Genomic DNA, 23,531 nt, shown 5'->3' on the forward strand with positions numbered 1-23,531 from the left:
ACGGGACTCACACAGCCCTGTTCCCTACGATGGCGCGGTGACCAGTACCGCGTCCTCACCGGACATCCGCCAGGACCAGGCCCCGCAGGACCAGCGGCCGTCGTGGCAGCAGCGGCTGCGCCGTTTCGGCTACACGGCGGGGGCCAGAGACAGCGACGTGCGCGAACGGCTGGTGCCGCCGTACGTCGAGCCCAGCCCGCGCCTGTGGCAGGTCCTCGGCGTGCCGCCGGCGCTCGCGCAGCGGATCACGCGCTGGTCGGGCTGGGGCGGCCCGCTGCTGGTCACGCTGATGGCGGGCGTCATGCGCTTCTACCACCTGGGCAGCCCCAAGGCGGTGATATTCGACGAGACGTACTACGCCAAGGACGCCTGGGCGCTCGTGCACCGCGGCTTCGAGGTCAACTGGGACAAGAACGCCAACGACCTGATCCTGTCGTCGCACGGCCACGTCACCATTCCGGCGGACGCGGCCTACGTGGTCCATCCGCCGGTCGGCAAGTACGTCATCGGGCTGGGCGAGCTGATCTTCGGGTTCAACCCGTTCGGCTGGCGGTTCATGACCGCGCTGCTCGGCACGCTGTCGGTGCTGATGCTGTGCCGGATCGGCCGCCGGCTGTTCCGCTCGACGTTCCTCGGCTGTCTGGCCGGGGCGCTGCTGGCGGTGGACGGGCTGGCGTTCGTGATGAGCCGGACCTCGCTGCTCGACGGCGTGCTGATGTTCTTCGTGCTGGCCGCGTTCGGCTGTCTGCTGATCGACCGCGACCGGGCGCGCGCGAAACTCGCCGCCGCGCTTCCGGAGGGCCCCGACGGCCGGGTCCGCCCGCATCCGGAGACCGCCGAGAACACCAGCATGCTGTGGCGGCCGTGGCGCTGGCTGGCCGGTCTGATGCTGGGCCTGGCCATCGGCACGAAGTGGAACGGCCTGTACGTCATGGCCGCGTTCCTGGTGATGACCGTGCTGTGGGACGTCGGCTCCCGGAAGGTGGCGGGCGCCCGGCACCCGTACACGGCCGTCCTCAAGCACGACGTGGGCCTCGCCTTCCTGGCCACCGTCCCGGTCGCGATCGTCACCTACCTGGCCTCCTGGACCGGCTGGATCCTCTCCCCCACCGACGGCTCCGGCGGCTACTTCCGCAACTGGGCCGCCACCGACGGCAAGGGCGGCAGCTGGACCTGGCTGTTCCCGGACTGGTGGCGCAGCCTGTGGCACTACGAGCACGAGGTGTACGAGTTCCACGTCGGGCTCTCCTCGCCGCACACGTACATGTCCAACCCGTGGAGCTGGCTCGTCGACGGCCGCCCGGTGTCGTACTTCTACGAGTCGCCCTCCCCCGGCACCGACGGCTGCCCCGTCGACGCCGGCCAGAAGTGCGCCCGCGAGGTGCTCGCCATCGGCACGCCGCTGCTGTGGTGGGCGGCCTGCTTCGCGGTCCTGTACGTCCTGTGGCGCTGGCTGTTCCGGCGCGACTGGCGGGCCGGCGCGATCGCCTGCGGCGTCGCGGCCGGCTACCTGCCCTGGTTCATGTACCAGGAGCGCACGATCTTCTTCTTCTACGCCGTCGTCTTCGTCCCGTTCCTGTGCCTGGCCGTGGCCATGCTCCTCGGCGCGATCATCGGCCCCCCGGGTTCGACCGACACCCGCCGCGTGGCCGGCGCGACGGGCGCGGGGGTCCTGGTCCTGCTGATCGCCTGGAACTTCATCTACTTCTGGCCCCTGTACACCGGAACCGCGATCCCGATCGACGACTGGCGTTCACGTATGTGGCTGGACACCTGGGTGTAGCGCGTCTCACCCGGTCTCTTCGGCAACAAACGGAAACTCTCCTCACAGTCCCCCCTCAGGCCGCTTACAGTGCCAAGGACCGAGAACGGGGAACGGGGAGGGTCATGGGCAAGGGGGTCAAGGCGACCGTCATAGGCGGGGTGTTCGCCGTGATGGTGGGCGGGGCCGGGTACGGCGCCTACAACATCGTGTCCGCGGTGAGCGGCGACGGCTCGGGGGCGAGCGGGCCCGCGCCCGTGAAGACCGGGCCGCCCGACGCCGGCGAGGTCAAGGCGACGACGGCGAAGTTCTTCGCGGCCTGGGAGAAGGGCGAGGCGGCCGAGGCGGCCACGTACACGAACAACGACGCGGCGGCCGAACCGCTGCTGACGGCCTACGCCCAGGACGCGCACATCACCGGCGTCCGGATCACCCCGGGCACGCGGACCGGCGCGACCGTGCCGTTCACGGTGAAGGCAACGGTGTCGTACGAGGGGAAGTCCAAGCCCCTGACGTACAAGAGCGAGCTGACGGTGGTGCGCGGGAGGACCACCGGGCGCGCCCTGGTCGACTGGCAGCCGTCGGTGGTCCACCCGCAGCTGAAGACGGGCGACACGCTCGTCACCGGCGAGTCGGCGGACCCGCCCATCGAGGCGGTGGACCGCAACGGCGCCGTCCTGACCAAGGACAAGTACCCCTCGCTCGGGCCCATCCTGGACGAGCTGCGCGCCAAGTACGGCGACCAGGCCGGCGGCAGCCCCGGCGTCGAGCTGGCCATCCGGCACCAGGCCGAGGGCGCGGCCGACACCTCGCTGCTGACGCTGGCCGAGGGCAGACCGGGCAAGCTGCGCACCACGCTCAGCGCGAGCGCGCAGGCGGCGGCGGAGACGGCCGTGAAGAAGTACGCCGAGTCCTCCGTGGTGGCCGTGCGGCCCAGCACCGGCGAGGTCCTGGCGGTCGCCAACCACCGCCAGGACGCCTTCAACGCCGCCTTCCTCGGCAAGCTGGCGCCCGGCTCCACGATGAAGATCATCAGCGCGGCCACGTTCATCGACAACGGGATCACCACCATAAACGGTCCCGCTCCCTGTCCGCCCAGCGCGGTGTGGCAGAGCCAGACCTTCACCAACCTCAAGGGTCTGAAGCCGAACGAGAACGCGACCCTCTCCGACAGCTTCGCCGTCTCCTGCAACACCGCCTTCGTGAAGTACGCCGACGAGGTGAAGGTCGACTCCCTGACCCGGGAGGCCGAGGACCGCTTCGGGCTCGGGCGGGACGACTGGAAGACCGGCATCCCCTCCTTCGACGGCTCCGTCCCCGCCTCCGGCGGCCCGGACACGGCGGCCAACCTGATCGGTCAGGGCCAGGTGCAGATGAGCCCGCTGAACATGGCGTCGGTGACGGCGACCGCGATGACGGGCGTCTTCCGGCAGCCGGTGATCGTCTCCCCGAAGCTCGACGACCGCCGGATCGCCACCGCCCGGGGCCTGTCCGCCGGTACGGTCGCCCAGCTGCGCGCGATGATGAACCGCACCGCCACCAGCGGCACCGCGGCCGGCGTGATGGCGGGCCTGAGCGGCAGCATCGGCGCGAAGACCGGCTCCGCGGAGGTCGACGGCCAGGCCGAGTCCAACAGCTGGTTCACCGGCTACCGCAACGACATCGCCGCCGCGGCCATGGCACAGGACGGTGGCCACGGAGTGGACGCCGCGGGTCCGATTGTCGCAGCTGTGCTACGGAGTGGTGCCTGACATCACCCGTACAGGACGGGACTCTAGGCTGGTGCCGTCGTTGAGGTGCATGAGGGCAACGGGGACCCTGGGGAATTCGTAAAGGAATATGAACTGTGGGCAAGAGAAGGCGCGTCGCCGAGCGGCGGAAGACCAGGCCCGCCGTGATCGGCGGGATGATCGCCGTGGTCGTCGGCGGCGCAGGCTTCGGCGTCTACGCGCTGTACGGCGGCGGCGCGGCGGCCGACGACCGGACGGCCACGACCGCCGACCACAAGGAGGTCAAGGTCAAGACCGGGCCGCTGTCGGCGACCGAGGTCCAGACGACCGCCACGGCCTTCCTCACGGACTGGCAGCAGGGCAAGGCGGCCCAGGCCGCCGCCGTCACGGACGACGCCTCCGCGGCCACCGCCCTGCTCACCGGCTACACCAAGGACGCCCACATCAAGGACGTCACCCTCACCGCGGGCACCCGCACCGGCGCCACCGTGCCCTTCTCCGTGAAGGGCACGGTGGCGTACAAGGGCGTCAGCAAGCCGCTCGCGTACACCAGCTCGCTCACCGTCGTGCGCGACAAGACGACCGGCAAGCCCGTGGTCGACTGGAGTTCCGCCGTCGTCCACCCCGATCTCAGGGACGGCGACACCCTGGTCACCGGCGAGTCCGGCACCCCGCCGGTCAAGGCCTACGACCGCGACGGCGGTGAGCTGACCACCGCCAAGTACCCCTCGCTGGGCCCGGTCCTGGACGGCCTGCGGGAGAAGTACGGCAAGATCGCCGGCGGCAAGGCGGGCGTCGAGCTGAGGGTGGTGCGCGGCAAGGCGTCCCAGAAGGCCAAGTACTCCGACAAGACGCTGCTGACGCTGAGCAAGGGCACGCCGGGCTCGGTGAAGACGACGCTCAGCCCCGCCTTCCAGGCGGCGGCCGAGCAGCAGGTGGCCAAGAAGGCCCGGGCGTCGGTCGTCGTGCTGCGTCCGTCCACCGGCGAGATCCTGGCCGTCGCCAACACCTCGCACGGCTTCAACACCGCCTTCCAGGGCTCGCTGGCGCCGGGCTCCACGATGAAGATCGTGACGTCGACGATGCTGTTCGAGAAGGGGCTGGTCAGCCCGGACGAGTCGCATCCGTGCCCCAAGACCTACAAGCTGGCGGGCTGGACGTTCCACAACGACGACAACTCCGAGATCAAGCAGGGCACCTTCAAGCTGGCCTTCGGGGCGTCCTGCAACAACGCCTTCATCAACTTCGCGCCGAAGCTGTCCAACAGCGACCTGACGAAGGAGGCCCAGCAGGTCTACGGCCTCGGCATGAACAACTGGGCCATCGGTGTGCCCACCTTCGACGGTTCGGTCCCGGTGCAGAGCGGCGCGCAGATGGGCGCCTCGCTGATCGGGCAGGGCGGGGTGCGCATGAACCCGCTGAACATGGCCTCGGTGTCGGCGACGGTGGCGTCGGGCACCTTCCACCAGCCGTACCTGGTCTCACCCTCGGTGGACCACCGCACGCTGGCGACGGCCTCGCGCACGATGTCGGCGAAGACGCAGGCCGAGCTGAAGGAGGTCATGTCGTACACCGCCGGGTACGGCACGGCGGCCAAGGCGATGGCGGGCCTGGGCGGGAACTGCGGCGCCAAGACGGGCTCGGCGGAGGTCGACGGCCAGGAGAAGCCGAACGGGTGGTTCACCGCGTACTGCGGCGACCTCGCCTCCGCGGGCGTCGTCCAGGCGGGTGGCCACGGCGGCGACACGGCGGGGCCGATCGTGGCGGCGCTGCTGAAGATGGGCGGCTGATCAGCCGCTGACCGGCGAGGTCGCGAGGTAGGTGCGGCGCAGGAACCGCATGAGCGTCTTGGTCTCGAACTGGACGACCGAGACGCCCTGCGCCGAGTGCAGTTCGACGACGGCCTGCACCCGTCCGCACGGCCACACGCGGACCTGGTCGCTGCCGACCGGGGCGCGCAGCCCCTGTTCGAGGAGCGAGCGCGAGAACGTCCACTCGTGCGTGCCGGGAAGCCCCACCCGTACCGAACGGGGGTCGGACTCGGGGTCGTAGCGCAGGACCACGGGGACCGCCTCGCCCTCGGGTATGTCGGCGTCCGTGACGATGTGGGCTCGTGCGTACTGTTCGACTACGGACATCGTCACGGACCTCTCACGCTGGGTGACCTGTGCGGAAGCTGTGCGTCCACCCCCTTCCCAATGTCCCATATTCTGCGGATCGCGCCCCCTGACGGCAGGAAATCTCACACACGACGAAGTCGCTCTTGCGTCGACCCGCTCTTGCAAAGAGTTCGCAACAAGCGACTATCATCGAACGGTGCATGTGCCTGACGGATTCATCGACGCCCCCATGTCCGCCGCCACCGGTGTCGTCGCGGCGGGCGCCGTCGCGGTGAGCCTGCGCGGCGCGCGCCGCGAGCTCGACGAGCGCACCGCGCCGCTGGCCGGACTCGTCGCCGCGTTCATCTTCGCGGTGCAGATGCTCAACTTCCCCGTGGCCGCCGGCACCAGCGGCCATCTGCTCGGCGGCGCGCTGGCCGCGATCCTCGTCGGGCCCTTCACCGGGGTGCTGTGCGTGTCCGTCGTCCTGCTGATGCAGGGGATCCTGTTCGCGGACGGCGGGCTGACCGCGCTCGGCGTGAACATCACCGACATGGCGATCGTCACCACGGTGGTGGCCTACGCCGTCTTCCGGGTCCTGGTACGGGTGCTGCCGCGGCGCCGGCGCTCGGTCACCGTCGCCTCCTTCGTCGCCGCGCTCGTCTCGGTGCCGGCGGCGGCGGTGGCGTTCACCTTCATCTACGCCCTCGGCGGCACGACGGACGTCGCGATCGGCAAGGTCGCCACCGCGATGATCGGCGTGCACGTCCTGATCGGCATCGGCGAGGCGGCGATCACGGCGCTGACGGTGGGCGCGGTGATCGCCGTGCGCCCGGATCTCGTGTACGGCGCGCGCGGCCTGCACCAGCGCCTGAAGCTGCGCGTGAACGGCGTGCTCGTGGACGCGCCGCCCCCGGTGGGGGCGCGCACGGCGCCCGGCACGGCGCGCACCTCCCGTCGCGCGCTGTGGCTCACCGGTCTCGCCACCTCCCTGGTCCTCGCCGGCTTCGTCAGCTTCTACGCCTCCGCCAGCCCCGACGGCCTGGAGAAGGTCGCCCACGACCAGGGCATCGACAAGAAGGCGCACAAGCACGCGAGCGACGGCTCCCCGCTCGCCGGCTACGGCGTGAGGGACATCGCCGACGCCCGGCTCTCCGGCGGCCTGGCGGGCGTGATCGGCGTCGGCGCGACCGTCGTCGCGGGCAGCACCGTCTTCTGGGTGGTGCGCCGCCGGCGCAGCGCCGACACCTCGCCCGTGAGCACGGGGGTCTGACATGGGCGCCGGGCACGCGCACAGGCTCTACCGGCACGGGCACTCCCCCGTGCACGCCCTGCCGCCGCACACCAAGCTGGCCGCCGCGTTCGCCTTCGTGGTGGTCGTGGTGTCGACCCCGCGCGAGGCGATGTGGGCGTTCGCCCTGTACGCGGTGCTGCTCGCGGTCGTCGCGCGGCACGCGCGCGTGCCCGCCGGTTTCCTGCTCAAACGCCTGCTGATCGAGGTGCCGTTCGTCGCCTTCGCGGTGCTGATGCCGTTCGTGGCCGAGGGCGAGCGGGTGGACGTGCTGGGCCTGTCCCTGAGCGTGAACGGCCTGTGGGGCGCCTGGAACGTGCTCGCCAAGGGCACGCTCGGCGTGGCCGCGTCGGTGCTGCTCGCGGCCACCACGGAGCTGCGCGAACTGCTGCTGGGCCTGCAGCGGCTGAAGCTGCCGCCGCTGCTCGTGCAGATCGCGTCCTTCATGATCCGCTACGGCGACGTCATCACGGACGAGATGCGGCGCATGCGGATCGCGCGCGAGTCCCGGGGTTTCGAGGCGCGGGGCGTGCGGCACTGGGGTGTGCTCGCGAAGTCGGCCGGCGCCCTGTTCATCCGCTCCTACGAGCGCGGCGAGCGCGTGCACCTGGCCATGGTCAGCCGCGGCTACGCCGGTTCGATGCCGGTCATCGACGAGGTGACCGCCTCCCCCGCCGAGTGGTCCCGCGCCCTCGTGCTCCCCTCCGCCGCTCTCGTCGTCTGCCTGCTGGGATGGATGCTGTGACCGCTTCCCTCGAGGTCCGTGGCCTCGCCTTCGCCTACCCCGACGGCCACCAGGCCCTGTTCGGGGTGGACTTCTCCATCGAGCGCGGCGAACGGGTCGCGCTGCTCGGCCCGAACGGCGCCGGCAAGACCACCCTCGTGCTCCACCTCAACGGCATCCTGACCGCCGGCGCGGGCTCGGTGACGGTCGCCGGACTGCCCGTCGGCAAACGGCACATGGCCGAGATCCGGCGCCGGGTCGGCATCGTCTTCCAGGACCCGGACGACCAGCTGTTCATGCCGACGGTGCGCGAGGACGTGGCGTTCGGGCCGGCGGCGGCCGGGCTGAAGGGCGCCGAGCTGGAGGCGCGGGTCGACCGGGCGCTGGCGCGGGTCGGCATGGCGGAGTTCAGGGACCGCCCGCCGCACCACCTCTCCTTCGGCCAGCGCCGCCGGGTGGCCGTCGCCACCGTCCTGGCCATGGAGCCGGAGATCCTCGTCCTGGACGAGCCGTCCTCCAACCTCGACCCGGCCTCCCGCCGCGAACTCGCCGACATCCTGCGCTCCCTGGACGTCACCGTCCTGATGGTCACGCACGACCTGCCCTACGCCCTGGAGCTGTGCCCGCGCTCCCTCGTGCTGAGCGAGGGCGTGATCGCCGCGGACGGCCCCACCGGCGAACTCCTCTCCGACGACGCCCTGATGCGCGCCCACCGCCTGGAGTTGCCCTTCGGCTTCGATCCGCGGTCCGTGACAATGGGCGCGTGACGAACGACGAGGACGAGACCGAGCGGGCGCCGCTGCTCGACGAGCAGTTGTGCTTCGCGCTCTACGCGGCCCAGCGCGCCGTGACGGCCGCGTACCGGCCGCTCCTGGAGGACCTCGGCCTCACCTACCCGCAGTACCTCGTGCTGCTCGTGCTGTGGGAGCGCGGGGAGACGACCGTGAAGGAGCTGGCGGCGGCGCTGCGGCTCGACTACGGCACGGTCTCGCCGTTGCTCAAGCGGCTGGAGAGCGCGGGGGTCGTGCGCCGGGAGCGAGCGGTGAGCGACGAGCGCTCGGTGCTCGTCGCGTGCACCGGGCGCGGGGAGCAGCTGAGGGAGCGCGCGGCGCGCGTCCCCGGCGCGCTGCTCTCCGCGACGGGGCTCGGCGCCGAGGAGGTCGCGAGGTTGCGCGAGGAGTTGTGGCGGCTCACGGAAAGAGCGCACGCGGCAGCCGAGCGCCCCTGAACACGACCGAGCGCCTTTGAGCATGGCGCCACGCCCCGCCGACTGAGCATGCCCCCACGCCCCGCCGACTGAGCATGCCCCTGCGCCCGCCGACCGCTCCCGCGCCCCGGCCTCCTGTTACCCCCGGTTGCCACCCCCCGGTCCTCCACCCCGAACCTACTGGCCGGTACCTTGTGCGCGATGTATTTGCGCGCACTCGTTTGGGGGGTCCAGCCATGAGTGACGACACCACCGTCGACACCCGCCCGACAAAGATCGTGTACGTCGCCGAGGCCACCGCCCACGGCGGCCGGGACGGCTATGTCACGAGCCAGGACGGGCAGCTCGACCTGAAGGTCGCGATGCCGCCGGCGCTCGGCGGCGACGGCAGCGGCACCAACCCGGAGCAGCTCTTCGCCGCCGGCTACAGCTCCTGCTTCCACAACGCGCTGATCCTCGTCGGCAACCGTGAGGGCTACGACCTGACCGGCTCCACCGTCGCCGCGAAGGTCGGCATCGGCCCCAACAAGCACCGCGGCTACGGCCTCGCGGTCGCCCTCAGCGTCTCGCTCCCGGTGCTGGACCAGGACCTCGCGGCGAAGCTGGTGGACGCCGCGCACGAGGTGTGCCCGTACTCGAACGCGACCCGCGGGAACATCGACGTGACGATTCTGCTTGGGTGAGAGGGGACCCGAGAGCAGGAGGAGCACGGACGTGGACGTGAACGGCACGGTCGAGGAGGGCTACGAGCCGGTCAGGGAAGCGTTCGTCAGGAACTTCGAGGTGCTCGGGGACCGGGGCGCGGCCGTCGCCGTCTACCGGGACGGGCACCGGGTGGTCGACCTGTGGGCCGGCACCAGGGACGTCGACGGCACCGAGCCGTGGCAGCGCGGCACCGCGCAGATCGTGCGCTCGGCGACCAAGGGCGTCGCCGCCGCCGTACTCCTGCTGCTGCACCAGCGCGGGGAGCTGGACCTGGACGCGCCGGTGGGCGCGTACTGGCCGGAGTTCAAGGCGGCCGGCAAGGAGCGGACACGGGTGTGGCACCTGCTCGCCCACCGGGCCGGCGTGCCCGTCCTGGACACCCCGCTGACCCCCGCCCAGGCCGCGGACCCCGACCGCGGCGCCGAGGCGGTCGCGGCGCAGGCGCCGGTGTGGGAACCGGGCACGGACCACGGCTACCACGCGCAGACCTACAGCTGGCTGACCGGCGAGCTGGTGCGGCGGATCACGGGCCGCGGCATCGGCGCGTGGATCGCGGACGAGATCGCCGGGCCGGTCGGCGCCGACCTGTGGCTGGGGCTGCCGGAGGGCGAGCGGGCGCGCGTCGGCCGGGTGGCGCAGCTCGACCCGGCGGCCGACCCCCGCGGACTGCGCACCCGCCCCAAGCCCGCCGTCAGCGCCGCCTACGCCGACCCCGGCTCCCTCACCCGCCGCGCCTTCGCCGCGATCACCCCGCTGCCCGACGAGAACGACCCGGCCTACCGCGCCGCCGCCCTGCCCGCCTCCAACGGCATCGCGACGGCCGACGGGCTGGCCCGCTTCTACGCCTCGCTGATCGGCGACGTGGACGGCGGCACCCGGCTGTTCACGCCGGAGACGGCGGAGCTGGCGCGCGCCGAGCGCAGCGCCGGGGCGGACCGGGTGCTGGTGGTCACCACCCGGTTCGGCCTCGGCTACATGCTGCACGGCACGGCCTCGCCGCTCCTGACGCCCTCCTCCTTCGGTCACCCGGGCCGCGGCGGCGCCCTCGGCTTCGCCGACCCCGACACCGGCATCGCCCTCGGCTACGTCACCAACGGCTTCCGCAAGAGCGTGACGGCGGACCCGCGGGCGCAGGCGCTGGTGCGGGCGGTACGGGACGTCGTGACGGCCTAGCCCACGGCCCGGTCGTGGCGGCCCGGCGCGGTCGTGACGGCCCGGCTCAGACGTGGATGGGGTGGGACGTCCGTCCCGACGCCGAGTCGATCTCGTCGTGTGCCTTGGTCAGCAGCCGCATCGCGAGTTCGTTCAGCGCCCGCGCGCCGGCGATCTCCTCGCCGACCCGCGGCTGGTGGGAGTCGGTGCGGTGGCGGCTGGCGTGGCCGTGCGCGCGTACCTCGGTGCCGTCGGGCAGGCGCACCAGCGCGGCCGCCCGCGTGTGCGTGTCGTCCTCCTGGAACTCCAGCTCGACGTGCCATCCCACAGCGGTGTGCATCATGACGATCACCTCCAAAACACCTGATTCCAGGGTGCTCCTCACCGGGGTGTGTTGTCGCGCTTGCCCCATTGGACCGGTGGGCGTGCCGCACATCACTCCCGCCGTTCACTCTCGCAGGGCACACACTCAGGTATGCGCTGCTGCATCCCCGCTCCCCTGACCGCCGCCCTCGCCGCCCTCCCCAGCCCCCTCGACGTCCTGCGCTCCGGGGCCCTGCTCACCCCCGCCCTGCTGCGCTCCCAGCGCGCGCGGCACTCGGGCGACCTGGCCGCCGTCCACCTGGAACTGGTCACTCTCACCGAGGACAGCGCCGTCGTCACCTGGTACACCGGCGTCCCCGGCACCGACGACGGCCTGGGCCACATGCTGCCCGCGGTCACGGAGGGCGAGGTGGTCTACGGCACCCATCCGGGACGGCTGAACCGCACCGCGGCCGAGGACCGGCCGACCGCCTACCACCAGGTGGAGCTCACCGGCCTGGAGCCGGGGCAGACGTACTACTACCAGGCGCGCTCCCGGGGCGTGGCCGCCGTGCCGACGCCGCTGCACCTGGTGCGCGGCAACGCGGTCGGCACCTCGCCGCACGGGCTCGGCGCCAAGGGCGGCCCGTACTCCTTCACCACGCCCCAGCCGCCGCCCGGCCGGCACCTGCTGTCCCTCGCCCTCTGCAACGACCTGCACCTCGGCGAGACCACCTCGGGCCTGATGGCGGGCATGCCGATGATCCGCGGGGTGTCGCAGGCGCCGGGGCTCGCGCCGTATCCGGAGCTGATGGCGCGGGCCGTGGTCGAGGAGGCCCGGCGGCGCGGGGCGCAGGTGCTGCTGGCGGCCGGGGACATCACGGCCGAGGGCGGGGCGCGGGACGTGGCGCAGGCGCGGCGGATCCTGGACGGTTTCGGGGACCAGGGGCGGGACTACTTCGTCGTACGGGGAAACCACGACCGCGCGCGCCGCGGCCGGCCGGACGCCTTCCGGGCCGCCTTCCCCGGCGACGGTGCCAACGGGCCCGGCTACTTCGCCCGTGACCTGGGCGGCCTGCGGATCATCGGCCTCGACACCTACGAAAAGGACGGCAACGGCGGCGACGCGGGCGGGCTCGGGGCCGAGCAGCTGGCGTGGTTCCGGGCGAGGCTGCGGGAGCAGCCGGAGCAGCCGACGCTGGTCTTCGGCCACCACCCGCTGGCCGTACGGGACTCGGTGTTCCCGGTGAGCCGGGGACAGCGGCTGGGCCGCAAACAGGCGCGCGCGATCCTCGACGCCTACGCCCAGGCGCCGGGCGTCTTCCTGCACCACGCCGGCCACACCCACCGCAACAAGCGCACGGTCCTGCCGCAGGCGCCGCACGTCACCCACCAGGAGGTGACCGCCGCCAAGGACTACCCCGGCGGCTTCTGCCTGCTGCGGATCCACTCGGGGGGCTTCGCCCTCAACCACTACAAGGCCGCGGGCGCCGCCGCCCGGGAGTGGGCCGAGCGAGCCCGCCGGGTGGCCGCGGGCCTGTGGCCGCACCACGCCTTCGGCCGCTCCACGAGCGACCGCAACAGCGTCCGCGCCCACGACCTGTCGGGGGTGTCGGCCTTCTCACCCGCGCTTGCCTAGCATCGGGCCGAACGAGCCCCGGGCCGGCACGGAGGCCGGCTCGGGGTCCCCGGACACGCCGGGTCGCGTCAGCCGTCGGAGTCCGACGACGGGATGTAGGCGCCGGGCACGTCGTCCGGTGCGTAGACCTTGCCGTCACCGGGGTACGGCTTGCTGAAGTTGTGCGTCTGGTACCAGGTGTAACGGTTCATCTGCTCGGGGTTGGCGTAGTCGGGCACCGCGTGCGTGCCGGTCAGCCGCTGGTGCGAGGCCCACGTCTTCCACTCCGCCGCGATCTTCTGCTCGGCCTGCGGCACCGCCGTGGTGGTCGGCGCGGGCGCCGCGGCGGCGTTCTGGGCCGCCGGGGTGTCCGAACCGCAGGGCGGCTGGGGGCTCACGCCGAGGGTCAGCGAGGTGCGGTTGGGCACGGCCGTGTACGGCGTGGTGTCCGGCTTCAGGCTGAACGCCCCGTACATCGGGGTGGCCGCGCTGTCGAGCTGGTTCATCGGGTGGATGCCGAGGATCTGCTCGATGGTGCGGATCATCGTGATCTGCGAGTAGTAGTGGCTGTCGACGGTGCCGTGCCTGGCCCAGGGACTGATGATCTGGACCGGCGCGCGGTGGCCGTCGACGTGGTCGAGTCCGTTCTGGGAGTCGTCCTCGACGACGAAGATCGCCGAGTCCTTCCAGTACTTGCTGTGCGAGATCTCGTCGACCATCCGCCCGACGGCGAGGTCGTTGTCGGCGACCTCGGCGGCGGCGTTGGCCGGGCCGCCGGTGTGGTCGTTGGAGAACCAGAACATGTTCAGGTTCGCCGGGCCGTTCTTCTCGAAGTCCTGCTTCCAGATCTGCTCTTTGTAGATGTCCGGCACGTCGAGGTCGAACATCGGGAAGCCCTGCACCGACACCTTGTTCAGCGAGGGGATCGCCGAGCCGGTCTGGATGGGGTACTGGGTCTGCGCGCCGGTCGCCTCCATCGTCTTGGCGTCGCAGTACAGGTTCTGCCAGGTCGCCCCGGCCGGCTTGGACTCGAACGACTGGAACTCGCCGAAGTCCTTCACCGTCTTGCCGGCCGCCTGCGCGCCGGTCCAGATGAAGCCGGTCTTCTGGTGGCCGAGCGCGTCGTTCTCGGTGTCGTAACTGCGCTGGTACTCGCCGGCGGAGGACTCGGTGTACTCCGGGTTGTCCGACTGCATCAGCCAGTTGTGGCCCTCGGCGGAGTTGGTGCCGACGTCGTAGAAGTTGTCGTAGAGCCCGAACTGCCCGGCCAGGGCGTGCTGGTTGGGCGTCACGTTCTCGCCGAAGGTGGTGACCGAGGGGTCGCCGTCGCCCTGCGGCAGGTCGCCGTAGACCTGGTCGTAGGTGCGGTTCTCCTTGACCAGCAGGAAGACGTGCTTGATCGTCGAGGGGTCGCCGAGGCGTACGGGCACCGGCAGCGCCTTGGCACCGCTCCTGCCCTTGGTCGTGAGGACCGAGCCGGCCGTCCAGCCGTTCTGCTTGAAGACCCTGGCCGTCTGGGCGCGCACCACGCTGTCGTCGGGCAGCGTGAACCGCGTCAGGCTCGACGTGGTGTCGTGGGTGCCGTGACCGGCGGCGGTGGTGGGCCGGCGGGCGTCGATGCCGCGGGTGTTGGAGACGACCACCTCCTTGCCGACGGTGGCGATCTGGGAGGGGAAGTAGTCCGTGGGCAGCAGGCCGACGTAGCGTGCGGGCTGCTGCGCGGAGGTGTAGCGGTAGACGGCGACGGCGTTGGCACGGCCGAGGGTGACCAGCAGGCGGTTGTCGTCGGTGAGCGTGACGGCGTTGGGCTCGTAGCCGACCTTCGCCTCCGGCCAGGGCTGGGTGGCGATGGTCTGGACGACCTTGTCCTTGCGGCTGTCGATGACGGAGACGCTGTTGTCGGCGGTGTTGGTGACGAACACCGCGCCCTTGGCGGCGTACACCGCGGTCGGGTGCAGCCCCACGTCGATGCTGCCGACGGCGGCGGACGGGTCGGCGGTGTCGATGACGCTGACCGTGCCGGTGGTGGTGGCGCCGGTGTCCGGGTCGGCCGGGACCTGGGTGCCGTAGGAGTTGATGGTGGTGTCGCCGTCCCGGGCCGGGCGCCCGCCCTCGTTGCCGACGTAGAGCTTGCCGCCGACCAGGGCGAGTCCGCGCGGGGCGTTGCCGACCGCCCAGCTCTGCTCGATGGCGCCGGTGGCCGCGTCGAGGGCGACGACCCGGTTCTGGCCGTTGACCGCCGCGTAGACGGTGGAGCCGTCGGCCGAGAAGACCGCGGCGCCCACGAGCGCGTGCTTGGTGCCGTCGGCCGGGATGGTGACGGCGACCGGGTTGGACAGGGTGCCGTCGGCGGCGACGGTGAACCTGGTGAAGCCGTCGGTCTGGCCGAGCCACAGCTGGGTGCCGTCGGGCGAGTAGGTGGGGCCTTCCTGGCCGACGGCGCCGCTCTTGATGCGCAGGTCGTCGGCCGCGTTGGTGCCGACCTTCTGCTTGATCCGACCGGTGCTCAGGTCCATGACCACCAGCGCCGCGTCGCCGTCGGCGACGGAGGCGGCGAGGTGGCTGCCGTCCGGGCTGACCGTCGACGACATGATCTTGCCGTCGTTGATCACGGTCCGGCTGCCGTAGGGGTTGAGGTACTGGTCGCTGGAGATGACCTGCCCGTTGGGTGTGGTCTGGGCGACCTGCTGGGTGCCGAACTGCCACGTCGAGGCGACCGCGGTGCCGGTGACGCCGAGGGCGACCGCGATGCCGGCCGTGACCAGGGTGGTGCGGCGGCCGACGCGTCTGCCGAAGAGGTTGATCCGCTCCTTCTCGTCAACCCGGCGCTGCCGTGTTACCTGCATGGAGTCATCCCTTCGAGGTGGTGTCGAGCAGCTCGACGTTGCCGTCGAACTGCCACAGCGGGTTCGGCGCGTCTCCGGTGGAGGTCCGCACCAGGAAGTAGCCGTTCACTTCCTTCGGTCCGTCGCCGTCCGCGACGAACCGCCCGTTCGACTCGACGTCGAGCTGGTAGACGGCCTGGCCGGCCACCGCGACGTCGGGGAGGTGCCAGGTGACGACGCAACGCCAGTCGTTGCCCGCCCCCTCTTGCGCGCCCCGGCCGTCGCTCTTGGTGCACGCCGCGGTGGCCCGCAGCTGTGCCTCGGTGACGGCGGGGCGGTGGAGCTGCTCGGTCTGCAGCCGGTACAGGTGCGCGAAGGCCGTGGCCACCGACCGCTGGACCTTCGGCTGGGTGATGCCGGAGCCGGTCGACGGGGTCGCGACGGCGACGGCCGCGATGGTGAGCGCGGTCAGCCCGGCCAGGGGCAGCAGGCCCACGGTGAGCGCGCGGCGGCCGGCGCCGTCGTAGGCGGCGTTGGTGAAGTCCCGCCGGACGAAGAGCCAATACGCCAGCGCGGTCGCCAGCACGGCCCACACCAGGCTGACCGCCACGCCGACGAGCAGCGGGGTGAGCTGTTCGGGCGTGGTGAACAGGCCGTTCCAGGAGATGAAGGCGTAACCGGGCAGGGCGAGGCGTACGGCGACGGGCAGCGGCAGCATCTGCGCGACCTGCATGGCCAGCGCGACGACCGGGGGCAGCAGCAGGCCCATCGGGGACCGGCCGAGGGCGACCGAGCCGAGGAAGCCGATCGCGGCCAGGGCCAGTGTCGGGGCGAGGGCGCACAGCCAGGCGAGCAGCACCCGGCCGGCCGTGTCCCCGGGGGCCAGCAGACGTCCGTCGAGGCCGACCAGGGGGTGGTCGCCGACCGCCAGCAGGCCGCCGGCCGTGCTGGAACAGGCCGGCCCGGCCACCAGCACCAGGATGACGGTGAGGCTGGCCAGCGCCTTCGCCGCGAAGATCCGCCGCGGCGACCGCACGGCGACCAGCAGGTGCCGCCAGGTGCCGAGCCGGTCCTCGGCGGCGAACACGTCACCGGCGACCACCGACGTCAGCAGCGGAAGCGCCCAGGTCCCGGCGAAGCCGAGCATGACCAGCGGCCCGGCCCAGCCGGTCGCGAGCATCCACCGGCCGAAGAGCGTGTCGCTCGGCAGGGTGCTCTGCCGGCTCACCCCGGCGACGAACACCCCGGGCACGATCCAGCAGGCGGCCACCAGCAGCCTGATGCGCCACTGCGACACCAACTTGACCAATTCGAACCGGTATCCCCGGGAGACCGGGACGGAACGGGCGCCGACCGCCTGGCCGGGGGTGAGGGTGCTGGTCACCGGCCCGCCTCCTGCGGCAGCCCGGTCTCGGTCAGGGCGAGGAACGCTGCCTCCAACGGGGAGAGCACGGGGGCGAGTTCGCGTACCGCGATGCCGGCGCGGACGAGGGTGGCGACCAGGTCGTCGAGGGCGGGCACCAGGGCGCTCACGACGAGGAGTTCGCCGTCCTGGGGTACGGCGTCGTCGATGACGCGGACGCCGGGCGCCCGGGCGGCCAGGCGGCGCGCGGCGCGCGGGTCGGAGGTGCGGAGGCGGTAGTCGAGTTCGCGGTTCTCGGCGGCGAGCTTGGCCGGCGGGCCGGAGAAGACGACCCGCCCGGTGGCGAGGATGGTGACCTCGGAGCACAACGCCTCGACGTCGTCCATGCGGTGGCTGGAGAGCACGACGCCGGTGCCGTCCGCCGCGAGCCGGGTCAGCACCCGGTGGACGTGTCTCTTGCCCGCCGGGTCGAGCCCGTTGGACGGCTCGTCCAGCACCAGCAGCCGGGGGCGGGTGAGCAGCGCCGCCGCCAGTCCGAGCCGCTGGCGCATGCCGAGGGAGAAGCCGCGGGTCCTGTCGTCGGCGACGTCGGTGAGGCCGACCTGGGCGAGCGCGTCGTCGATGCCCGCCGCGCCCGCGTCCAGGCCGCGCAGCCGGGCCAGCGCGAGGAGGTTCTGCCGGGCGGTCAGCGACGGGTAGAGACCGGGACCGTCCACGAAGCCGGCCACGCCGTCGGGGACGGCGAGCGCCCGCTCGACCGGCGTCCCCAGGATCTCCAGGCGGCCGCCGTCGGGGACGGCCAGGCCCAGCAGCAGACCCAGCAGGGTCGTCTTGCCGGCGCCGTTCGGCCCGACCAGGCCGTGGATCCGGCCCTGCGTCACATCCAGGTCCACGCCGTCGAGTGCGACGACGTCGCCGAAACACTTGGTGATCCCGCGAGCCCGGACCGCTTGGAGTACGTCCATCAGCCCCAGTCCCTTCATTCGAAATCCGCAGGGACCATAAGGACGACACACAACCGAGGCACAGTCGACGGGCTGAACACAGAGGGAACGGATCGTCAAGTCCTCGACAAGTCACGCCGACCGGCGGCCGCCGGCACCCCGCGCGAAAACCGGTGGAACGGCACCGATGCGGGCCCTTACCGTGCTGGCGGACCGAGTCGCCCCGTCAAGGACGTGCCGTTGTACACCGTGTGAGACCTCCCGAGCGCTGATTCGTCGCGCGTCGCGCAGCCGTGTCTGCGTGCCGCGCTGCTTTTTGCTGCGGACTTCTCACTGAAACCGGTGTACTTCTGTGCTCACCACCTGGGTGGTCATGCCCACCTGCCTGCCCGTTGTCCTGCGCCGCTGCCACGCCTGCCCGTCCGAGCGCTTCCGGGCGAACGGCAGGTTCCGGGTCAACGCCCACCACAAGCTCCTCGACGTCTGGCTCCTCGTGCTGTGCGTCCGCTGCGGCGCGACGGCGAAACTCACGGTCCTGGAGCGGGTCAACGTGCGCTCCGTGCGCCCGGAGTTGCTGGACCGGCTGCACGACAACGACCCCGCCCTGGCCGCCGAGCTGCTCCATGACCCGCTCGTGCGGCGCCGCAACCGGGTCGCCCTCGACTGGACGGGCGCCTGGCGCCTGGACACCGGCGGCCCGGACCGTCCGGACGGTGAGGTGATCGACGTGTCGGTCCGCTTCGCCGCCCCGATTCCGGTCCGGCCGGTGCGGCTGGTCGCGGAGGGCTGCGGCCTTGCGCAGGCCGAGGTCGAACGGCTGGCCGCGGCGGGCAGGCTGGTCTCGGCGGTCCGCCTGACCGGCAGGCTCTGCGGCGACTTCACCTTCACGCTCAAGCGCTGAGCCCCGGCCCGGCGTACCCGTCAACCGGCGTGCAGCATCAGCCCGATGCCCGCCACCAGCAGCCCCGCGGCCACCAGCCGCGGGGCCCCGAACCGCTCCTTGAAGAAGACGGCTCCGATGCCCGCGCCCACGATGATGGACGACTCCCGCAGCGCCGCGATCGGGGCCAGTTCCGCCCTCGTCTGGGCCCACAGCACGAGCGCGTACGCCGTGACCGACAGGGCGGCGCCGAGGAGGCCGAGGGCGGCGAAGGGGCGCAGGAGTTCCGCGGTCCGCGCGCGCCACCGGGTGAGCGCGTACGCGGGCAGGACGACGCCCTGGATCGCCATCAGCCAGGCGATGTAGCCGAGGGAGGTGCCGGAGGCGCGGACGCCCAGGCCGTCGACGACCGTGTACGCCGCGATCGTCAGCCCGGTCGCCAGCGCGGCGCCGATCGCCGCCCAGTCGGGCCGGCGTCCGCGCAGCCCCCACAGGGCGACGCCGGTCAGGCCCGCGCAGGACAGGGCGACACCGGCGGCGGCCCAGCCGTCGGGGACCTCGTGGGCGAAGAGGGCGGCGAGCAGGGTGACGACGAGCGGGGCGGTGCCGCGCGCGATGGGGTAGGCCTGCCCGAAGTCGCCGAGCCGGAACGACCGCATCAGCAGCGCGTAGTACGCGATGTGGACGGCGGCGGAGGAGAGCAGGTACGGCCACGCGCCGGCCGCCGGGACCGCCGTGAACGGCATCAGGGCCAGCCCGATGACCGCTCCGCCGCCCGCGATCAGGGTGAATCCGACGAGCTTGTCGGTGATGCGGTGGGCGATGGCGTTCCAGCTCGCGTGGGTCACCGCGGCCAGCAGGACGGCGGCGGCGACCAGCGGTGTCACGGGGTGCGCTCGCGCACGTCCGCGAGGGTGGCGCCGGCGTGCGCGACGAGGTCCCCGGGCGCGATGGGGAAGACGGTGTGCGGGGTGCCGGCCGCGGCCCACACCACGTCGTGCGCGAGCAGCGAGCGGTCCGCGAGGACCCGCGTCTTCGTACGGTGCCCGAAGGGCGGTACGCCGCCGATGGCGTACCCGGTCGTCTCCCGTACGACGTCCGCCTTGGCCCGGGTGACCTGGGTGGCGCCGAGTTCCTTGCGCACCAGGTCGACGTCGACCCGGGACGCCCCGTCCATCAGCACCAGCACCGGCACCCCGTCGGCCGCGAACACCAGCGACTTGCAGATCTGGCTCAGCTCGCAGCCGATCGCCGCGGCGGCCTCGGCCGCGGTGCGGGTGGCGTCGGGGAAGCGGCGGACGCGGTCCCGCAGCTCGGCGAGGCCGAGTTCCTGGAGCGCCGTGGCGAAACGGGGGTGGGCGGTCTCCGAAGTCGTCATGAACGGCACGCTAGCGGTAGGTGTACCGACCAGGCGACCGGGTTACGGCTCCCCTGTCCCCTGCTCCGCACGGGCGCCGCCCACTTCAGGGCCAGGGCCTCGCGGGTGGTCCCGGCGGAGCGGGAGCCGAGCGGGGTGCGCATGGCGCGCTCGTTCTCGAAGAGCACGAGCGTGTTCTCGCGGACCGGCTCGTCCGAGCCCCCGGCGAGGACGCCCTTGGCTCCGTCCGGGGCGGCGTTCAGGGCGACGGCGGACACGCCGTCGAAGGGGAAGAGGAGCCACCGGGTGCCGAGGCGGCCCAGGAACGCCTTGGTCTTCGGCTTCTTCGCGAAGCGCGAGCCCGTGAGGAGGGCGACGGCCCCGGCCCCCGCACCGGCGACGGGGCCGCCGGCGAGGGGAGGACAGGACGGCGAAGGCCTTTCGGAAGGGATCGGGCTGATGTGATCCACGATCCCGGTCGGCGCCGCGCGTCACGAGGGAGCGGCCTCCCGGACCCGGGGTGGAGCGCACTGCACCACCGGGGCCCGGAAGGCCGCGTCGGCGAGCCCGGACGGCCGGACCGCTCAGGCCCGCACCAGCTCCCGGTCCTCGTCGGGGTCCGCGTCCTTGCCGGTGGCCGCGTCGGCCGGGGTGCGCAGCCCCTCGCCCTCGACGTCCACGTTGGGCAGCGCCCGGTCCAGCCACCGCGGCAGCCACCAGGCCCGCCGCCCGAGCAGCGCCAGCACCGCCGGCACGATCGCCATCCGCACCACGAACGCGTCGAAGAAGACGGCGATCGCGAGACCGAACCCGATCATCTTGATCATGGACTCGCTGGAGGTGATGAAACCGCCGAAGACGGCGATCATGATGATCGCGGCGGCGGCCACCACCCGGGCGCTGTGCCGGAAGCCGGTGACCACGGCCTGGCCCGGCGTCTCGCCGTGCACGTACGCCTCGCGCATGCGGGTCACGAGGAACACCTCGTAGTCCATCGCCAGGCCGAAGACCACGCCCACCATGAAGATCGGCATCATCGACATGATCGGCCCGGTCTGCTCGACGCCGAGCAGACCGCCGAGCCAGCCCCACTGGAAGACCGCGACCACCGCGCCGAGCGCGGCCAGCACGCTGAGCAGGAAGCCCAGGGCCGCCTTCAGCGGCACCAGGATGGAGCGGAACACCGCGATCAGCAGGAGGAAGGCGAGTCCGACCACCAGGCCGAGGTACGGGATCAGCGCGTCGTTGAGCTTCTGCGAGAAGTCGATGTTCATCGCCGTGGTGCCGGTGACCAGCACCTTCGCGTCCGTGTCGGCGCGGACGCCGGCGCCCTTGGCGCGGATGGCGTGCACCAGGTCCTCGGTCTCGGCCGAGGACGGCTTGGAGCCCGGGACGACGGTGATCATCGCGGTGTCGCCGGCCTTGTTGAAGACCGCCGGGGTCACCGCGGTGACGTCCTTCATCCCCTTGATGCCGTCGGCGACGGTGCCGGCCGCCGCCTTGGGGTCGGCGCTGTCCTTGGCGTCGACGACGATCATGAGGGGGCCGTTGAAGCCGGGCCCGAAGCCCTCGGAGAGCAGGTCGTAGGCGCGGCGCTGGGTGGTGGACGTCGGCTGGGAGCCGTCGTCGGGCAGCCCGAGCTCCAGCTGGGTGGCCGGCAGGGCGACCGCCCCGAGGCCGACCACGCCGAGCAGCAGCACGGCGGCCGGGCGGCGGACGACGAAGCTCGCCCAGCGCTCGCCCAGGCCGGGCCTGCCCTGCGCACTCCCCGTGTTCTTGCGGCGCTTCTCGCCCGCCGCCCTGACCTTGCGGCCCGCGTAGCCGAGCAGCGCCGGGATCATGGTCAGCGCGATGAGGACGGCGACCAGGACCGTGCCGGCCGCGGCGAGGCCCATCTTGGTCAGCATCGGCACGCCGACGACCGACAGGCCGGCCAGCGCGATCACGACCGTGAGGCCGGCGAAGACGACGGCCGAGCCGGAGGTGCCCAGGGCGCGGCCGACCGCCTCCTCGCGGTCCCGGCCCTCGGCCAGCTCGCCGCGGTAGCGGGAGACGATGAACAGGGCGTAGTCGATGCCGACCGCGAGGCCGATCATCAGGGCGAGGGTGGAGGTGGTGTCGCCGAGGTCGAGGGTCTTGGCCAGCGCGGTGATGGTGGAGACGCCGATGCCGACGCCGACGATCGCGGTCAGCAGCGGCAGTCCGGCCGCGACCAGCGAGCCCAGGGTGATGACCAGGACGACGGCGGCGATGGCGAGGCCGACGACCTCGCCGGCCGCCCCCGCCTCGGCCCCGGCCTGCAGCGCGTCACCGCCGACCTCGACGGTCAGCCCGGCGTCCCGCGCCTGCTGGGCGGTGTCCTCCAGGGCGTCGCGGGAGGCGTCCTTGAGCTCCATCCCGGACTTGTCGTAGCGCACGGAGGCGTAGGCGACGGTGCCGTCCTTGCTGACGGCGTTCGCCTTGTACGGGTCGGCGACGGAGGCGACCTCGGAGCCGTCGGCCAGCTCCCGCACCGTCTTCTCGACGGTCGCCTTGTTGCCGGCGTCGGTCATCTTCTCGCCGGCCGGTGCCTTGAAGACGACGCGGGCGGTGGCCCCGTCGGAGCTGGAGCCGGGGAAGCGCTGGTCGAGCAGGTCGAAGGCCTTCTGCGCTTCGGTGCCGGGGATCGAGAAGGAGGTGGAGCCGGCGGCGGGCGCGGAGGCCGCGGCGACCCCGACGAGGGTCAGCAGGGCCACCCAGAACAGGGCGACGAAGTGCCGTCGCCTGAAGGCGAACCGGCCGAGTCGATAGAGGAACGTGGCCACGAGGGGCGTACTCCCGGTCAGGTCGTTGATGGTGCGGGCAGGGGTGATCAGCCCGGCGGGGAGGCAGGGGTGATCGTCCCGACGACTTGAGCGGTGACGTCAGGTGGGCGGGGAGGTGCGGGGAGGGGTCAGGCGCCGAGGGCGGGGAGGACCACGGCGTCGATGTACGACAGGAGGAATTCCTGGGTCGGCGGCTGCTCGTCGATCATCGTGCGGGCGGCGAACCCGCCGATCATCATGTGCATCACGTAGTCGATCGCGGGGTTGTCGGGGCGGACCTCGCCCCGGTCGACCGCCCGTCGAAGCACACGGCGGAACTCCGCCACCTCGGGCTCGATGAGGTGGTCGCGGAACGCCCTCAGCAGGTCCGGGTTGCCGTGGATCGCCATGGCCAGGCCCCGCATCAGCGCGGAGTTCTGCTCCATCTCGCAGTCGTCCGAGGCCAGGATCAGGGCGTGCAGGTCTCCTCGGAGGGAACCGGTGTCGACCTTCTCGACGGCGGGCTTGTTGTGCCGCACCGCCTTGGCCACCAGCTCGGCCTTGCCGCCCCACTGGCGGTAGAGCGTCGCCTTGCTGGACCGGGTGCGCGCGGCCACGGCGTCCATGGTGAGGGCGTCGTAGCCGACTTCCCGGAGCAGGTCGAGCACGGCCTCGTACAGCTCGGCCTCGCGCTCGGGCGTGATCCGACTGCGACGCGCCGTTGCGACCTCAGTCATGCCACTCACCTTCCGGCTCCGGATTGCGCTGCTTCGTACGCTCCTGAAGAT

At 72.2% G+C, this 23,531-nt stretch carries 21 protein-coding genes; 11 read left to right on the forward strand and 10 right to left on the reverse strand.

The features are described 5' to 3' along the window. Positions 1-37: 37 nt before the first annotated feature. From ACYF6T_RS18410 to ACYF6T_RS18420, 3 genes are all read left to right on the forward strand, one after another. On the forward strand, positions 38-1,783 hold the full coding sequence (locus ACYF6T_RS18410) for a dolichyl-phosphate-mannose--protein mannosyltransferase (protein ID WP_461697720.1): 1,746 nt from the start codon (positions 38-40) through the stop codon (positions 1,781-1,783). A 104-nt stretch (positions 1,784-1,887) separates the two neighbouring features. Continuing rightward, on the forward strand, positions 1,888-3,513 hold the full coding sequence (locus ACYF6T_RS18415) for a penicillin-binding transpeptidase domain-containing protein (protein WP_461697722.1): 1,626 nt from the start codon (positions 1,888-1,890) through the stop codon (positions 3,511-3,513). A 95-nt stretch (positions 3,514-3,608) separates the two neighbouring features. After that, complete coding sequence (locus ACYF6T_RS18420) at positions 3,609-5,282, forward strand: penicillin-binding transpeptidase domain-containing protein (protein ID WP_461697724.1); 1,674 nt, start codon at positions 3,609-3,611, stop codon at positions 5,280-5,282. Here the strand turns inward: ACYF6T_RS18420 and ACYF6T_RS18425 are convergent, their stop codons facing one another. Further along, positions 5,283-5,630, reverse strand: a complete 348-nt coding sequence (locus ACYF6T_RS18425) for an SsgA family sporulation/cell division regulator (RefSeq protein WP_461697725.1) — start codon at positions 5,628-5,630, stop codon at positions 5,283-5,285. It abuts the gene before it with no gap. 178 nt (positions 5,631-5,808) lie between these two features. On the opposite strand from ACYF6T_RS18425, the gene ACYF6T_RS18430 reads away from it, so the two are divergent. The 6 genes from ACYF6T_RS18430 to ACYF6T_RS18455 all read left to right on the forward strand — a co-directional run bounded on the left by ACYF6T_RS18430 (position 5,809) and on the right by ACYF6T_RS18455 (position 10,691). After that, entirely contained in the window at positions 5,809-6,864 is a 1,056-nt protein-coding gene (locus tag ACYF6T_RS18430; RefSeq protein ID WP_461697726.1) for an energy-coupling factor ABC transporter permease, read from the forward strand. Between the two features lies 1 nt (position 6,865). Continuing rightward, positions 6,866-7,627 carry a cobalt ECF transporter T component CbiQ gene (cbiQ, locus tag ACYF6T_RS18435; protein ID WP_461697728.1) on the forward strand — a complete coding sequence of 254 codons (762 nt, stop codon included), beginning with the start codon at positions 6,866-6,868 and terminating at the stop codon, positions 7,625-7,627. Further along, on the forward strand, positions 7,615-8,373 hold the full coding sequence (locus ACYF6T_RS18440; protein WP_461697730.1) for an energy-coupling factor ABC transporter ATP-binding protein: 759 nt from the start codon (positions 7,615-7,617) through the stop codon (positions 8,371-8,373). Before cbiQ ends, ACYF6T_RS18440 begins: the two co-directional genes overlap by 13 nt. Continuing rightward, a complete protein-coding gene (locus tag ACYF6T_RS18445) occupies positions 8,370-8,834 on the forward strand; it encodes a MarR family winged helix-turn-helix transcriptional regulator (protein ID WP_461697731.1) in 465 nt (154 codons plus the stop codon). The genes ACYF6T_RS18440 and ACYF6T_RS18445 overlap by 4 nt, the downstream gene beginning before the upstream one ends. A gap of 215 nt (positions 8,835-9,049) precedes the next feature. Continuing rightward, entirely contained in the window at positions 9,050-9,496 is a 447-nt protein-coding gene (locus ACYF6T_RS18450) for an organic hydroperoxide resistance protein (RefSeq protein ID WP_461697733.1), read from the forward strand. Positions 9,497-9,527: 31 nt separating this feature from the next. Beyond that, the gene (locus ACYF6T_RS18455; protein WP_461697734.1) at positions 9,528-10,691 is read left to right on the forward strand and encodes a serine hydrolase domain-containing protein; all 1,164 of its coding nucleotides are present in this window, start codon (positions 9,528-9,530) and stop codon (positions 10,689-10,691) included. Positions 10,692-10,737: 46 nt separating this feature from the next. Here ACYF6T_RS18455 and ACYF6T_RS18460 read toward each other — a convergent pair whose 3' ends face one another. Continuing rightward, entirely contained in the window at positions 10,738-11,013 is a 276-nt protein-coding gene (locus ACYF6T_RS18460; protein WP_461697736.1) for a DUF1876 domain-containing protein, read from the reverse strand. A gap of 132 nt (positions 11,014-11,145) precedes the next feature. Here ACYF6T_RS18460 and ACYF6T_RS18465 point away from each other — a divergent pair, with 132 nt between their 5' ends. Continuing rightward, positions 11,146-12,612: a purple acid phosphatase family protein gene (locus ACYF6T_RS18465; protein ID WP_461697737.1), complete on the forward strand. Its 1,467-nt coding sequence runs from the start codon at positions 11,146-11,148 to the stop codon at positions 12,610-12,612. A gap of 68 nt (positions 12,613-12,680) precedes the next feature. On the opposite strand, the gene ACYF6T_RS18470 is transcribed toward ACYF6T_RS18465, so the two are convergent. Genes ACYF6T_RS18470 through ACYF6T_RS18480 form a run of 3 tightly spaced genes read right to left on the reverse strand, consistent with a single transcriptional unit; the run spans position 12,681 to position 17,744 of the window. Continuing rightward, entirely contained in the window at positions 12,681-15,437 is a 2,757-nt protein-coding gene (locus tag ACYF6T_RS18470) for an alkaline phosphatase family protein (RefSeq protein WP_461697738.1), read from the reverse strand. 4 nt (positions 15,438-15,441) lie between these two features. After that, the gene (locus ACYF6T_RS18475; RefSeq protein WP_461697740.1) at positions 15,442-16,800 is read right to left on the reverse strand and encodes an ABC transporter permease; all 1,359 of its coding nucleotides are present in this window, start codon (positions 16,798-16,800) and stop codon (positions 15,442-15,444) included. Continuing rightward, entirely contained in the window at positions 16,797-17,744 is a 948-nt protein-coding gene (locus ACYF6T_RS18480; RefSeq protein WP_461697741.1) for an ABC transporter ATP-binding protein, read from the reverse strand. Before ACYF6T_RS18480 ends, ACYF6T_RS18475 begins: the two co-directional genes overlap by 4 nt. A 331-nt stretch (positions 17,745-18,075) precedes the next feature. Here ACYF6T_RS18480 and ACYF6T_RS18485 point away from each other — a divergent pair, with 331 nt between their 5' ends. Next, entirely contained in the window at positions 18,076-18,624 is a 549-nt protein-coding gene (locus tag ACYF6T_RS18485) for a DUF1062 domain-containing protein (RefSeq protein ID WP_461697742.1), read from the forward strand. 20 nt (positions 18,625-18,644) lie between these two features. Here the strand turns inward: ACYF6T_RS18485 and ACYF6T_RS18490 are convergent, their stop codons facing one another. From ACYF6T_RS18490 to ACYF6T_RS18510, 5 genes are all read right to left on the reverse strand, one after another. Then, complete coding sequence (locus ACYF6T_RS18490; RefSeq protein WP_461697744.1) at positions 18,645-19,490, reverse strand: EamA family transporter; 846 nt, start codon at positions 19,488-19,490, stop codon at positions 18,645-18,647. After that, positions 19,487-19,981: a YbaK/EbsC family protein gene (locus ACYF6T_RS18495; protein ID WP_461697745.1), complete on the reverse strand. Its 495-nt coding sequence runs from the start codon at positions 19,979-19,981 to the stop codon at positions 19,487-19,489. The genes ACYF6T_RS18490 and ACYF6T_RS18495 overlap by 4 nt, the downstream gene beginning before the upstream one ends. Then, on the reverse strand, positions 19,978-20,430 hold the full coding sequence (locus ACYF6T_RS18500) for a hypothetical protein (RefSeq protein ID WP_461697746.1): 453 nt from the start codon (positions 20,428-20,430) through the stop codon (positions 19,978-19,980). The genes ACYF6T_RS18495 and ACYF6T_RS18500 overlap by 4 nt, the downstream gene beginning before the upstream one ends. A gap of 114 nt (positions 20,431-20,544) precedes the next feature. After that, a complete protein-coding gene (locus tag ACYF6T_RS18505; protein ID WP_461697747.1) occupies positions 20,545-22,764 on the reverse strand; it encodes an MMPL family transporter in 2,220 nt (739 codons plus the stop codon). Between the two features lie 128 nt (positions 22,765-22,892). Then, the gene (locus tag ACYF6T_RS18510; protein WP_461697749.1) at positions 22,893-23,480 is read right to left on the reverse strand and encodes a TetR/AcrR family transcriptional regulator; all 588 of its coding nucleotides are present in this window, start codon (positions 23,478-23,480) and stop codon (positions 22,893-22,895) included. Positions 23,481-23,531 lie beyond the last annotated feature (51 nt).

It is taken from the genome of Streptomyces sp. 7R007 (assembly GCF_054850255.1).

Bases quoted from the DNA above. Each gene is read 5' to 3' on its own strand.
- ACYF6T_RS18415 (WP_461697722.1), top strand. From the start codon at position 1,888: ATGGGCAAGGGGGTCAAGGCGACCGTCATAGGCGGGGTGTTCGCCGTG.
- ACYF6T_RS18425 (WP_461697725.1), bottom strand. From the start codon at position 5,630: ATGTCCGTAGTCGAACAGTACGCACGAGCCCACATCGTCACGGACGCC.
- cbiQ (WP_461697728.1), top strand. From the start codon at position 6,866: ATGGGCGCCGGGCACGCGCACAGGCTCTACCGGCACGGGCACTCCCCC.
- ACYF6T_RS18440 (WP_461697730.1), top strand. From the start codon at position 7,615: ATGGATGCTGTGACCGCTTCCCTCGAGGTCCGTGGCCTCGCCTTCGCC.
- ACYF6T_RS18450 (WP_461697733.1), top strand. From the start codon at position 9,050: ATGAGTGACGACACCACCGTCGACACCCGCCCGACAAAGATCGTGTAC.
- ACYF6T_RS18460 (WP_461697736.1), bottom strand. From the start codon at position 11,013: ATGATGCACACCGCTGTGGGATGGCACGTCGAGCTGGAGTTCCAGGAG.
- ACYF6T_RS18465 (WP_461697737.1), top strand. From the start codon at position 11,146: ATGCGCTGCTGCATCCCCGCTCCCCTGACCGCCGCCCTCGCCGCCCTC.
- ACYF6T_RS18470 (WP_461697738.1), bottom strand. From the start codon at position 15,437: ATGCAGGTAACACGGCAGCGCCGGGTTGACGAGAAGGAGCGGATCAAC.
- ACYF6T_RS18480 (WP_461697741.1), bottom strand. From the start codon at position 17,744: ATGGACGTACTCCAAGCGGTCCGGGCTCGCGGGATCACCAAGTGTTTC.
- ACYF6T_RS18495 (WP_461697745.1), bottom strand. From the start codon at position 19,981: ATGACGACTTCGGAGACCGCCCACCCCCGTTTCGCCACGGCGCTCCAG.
- ACYF6T_RS18510 (WP_461697749.1), bottom strand. From the start codon at position 23,480: ATGACTGAGGTCGCAACGGCGCGTCGCAGTCGGATCACGCCCGAGCGC.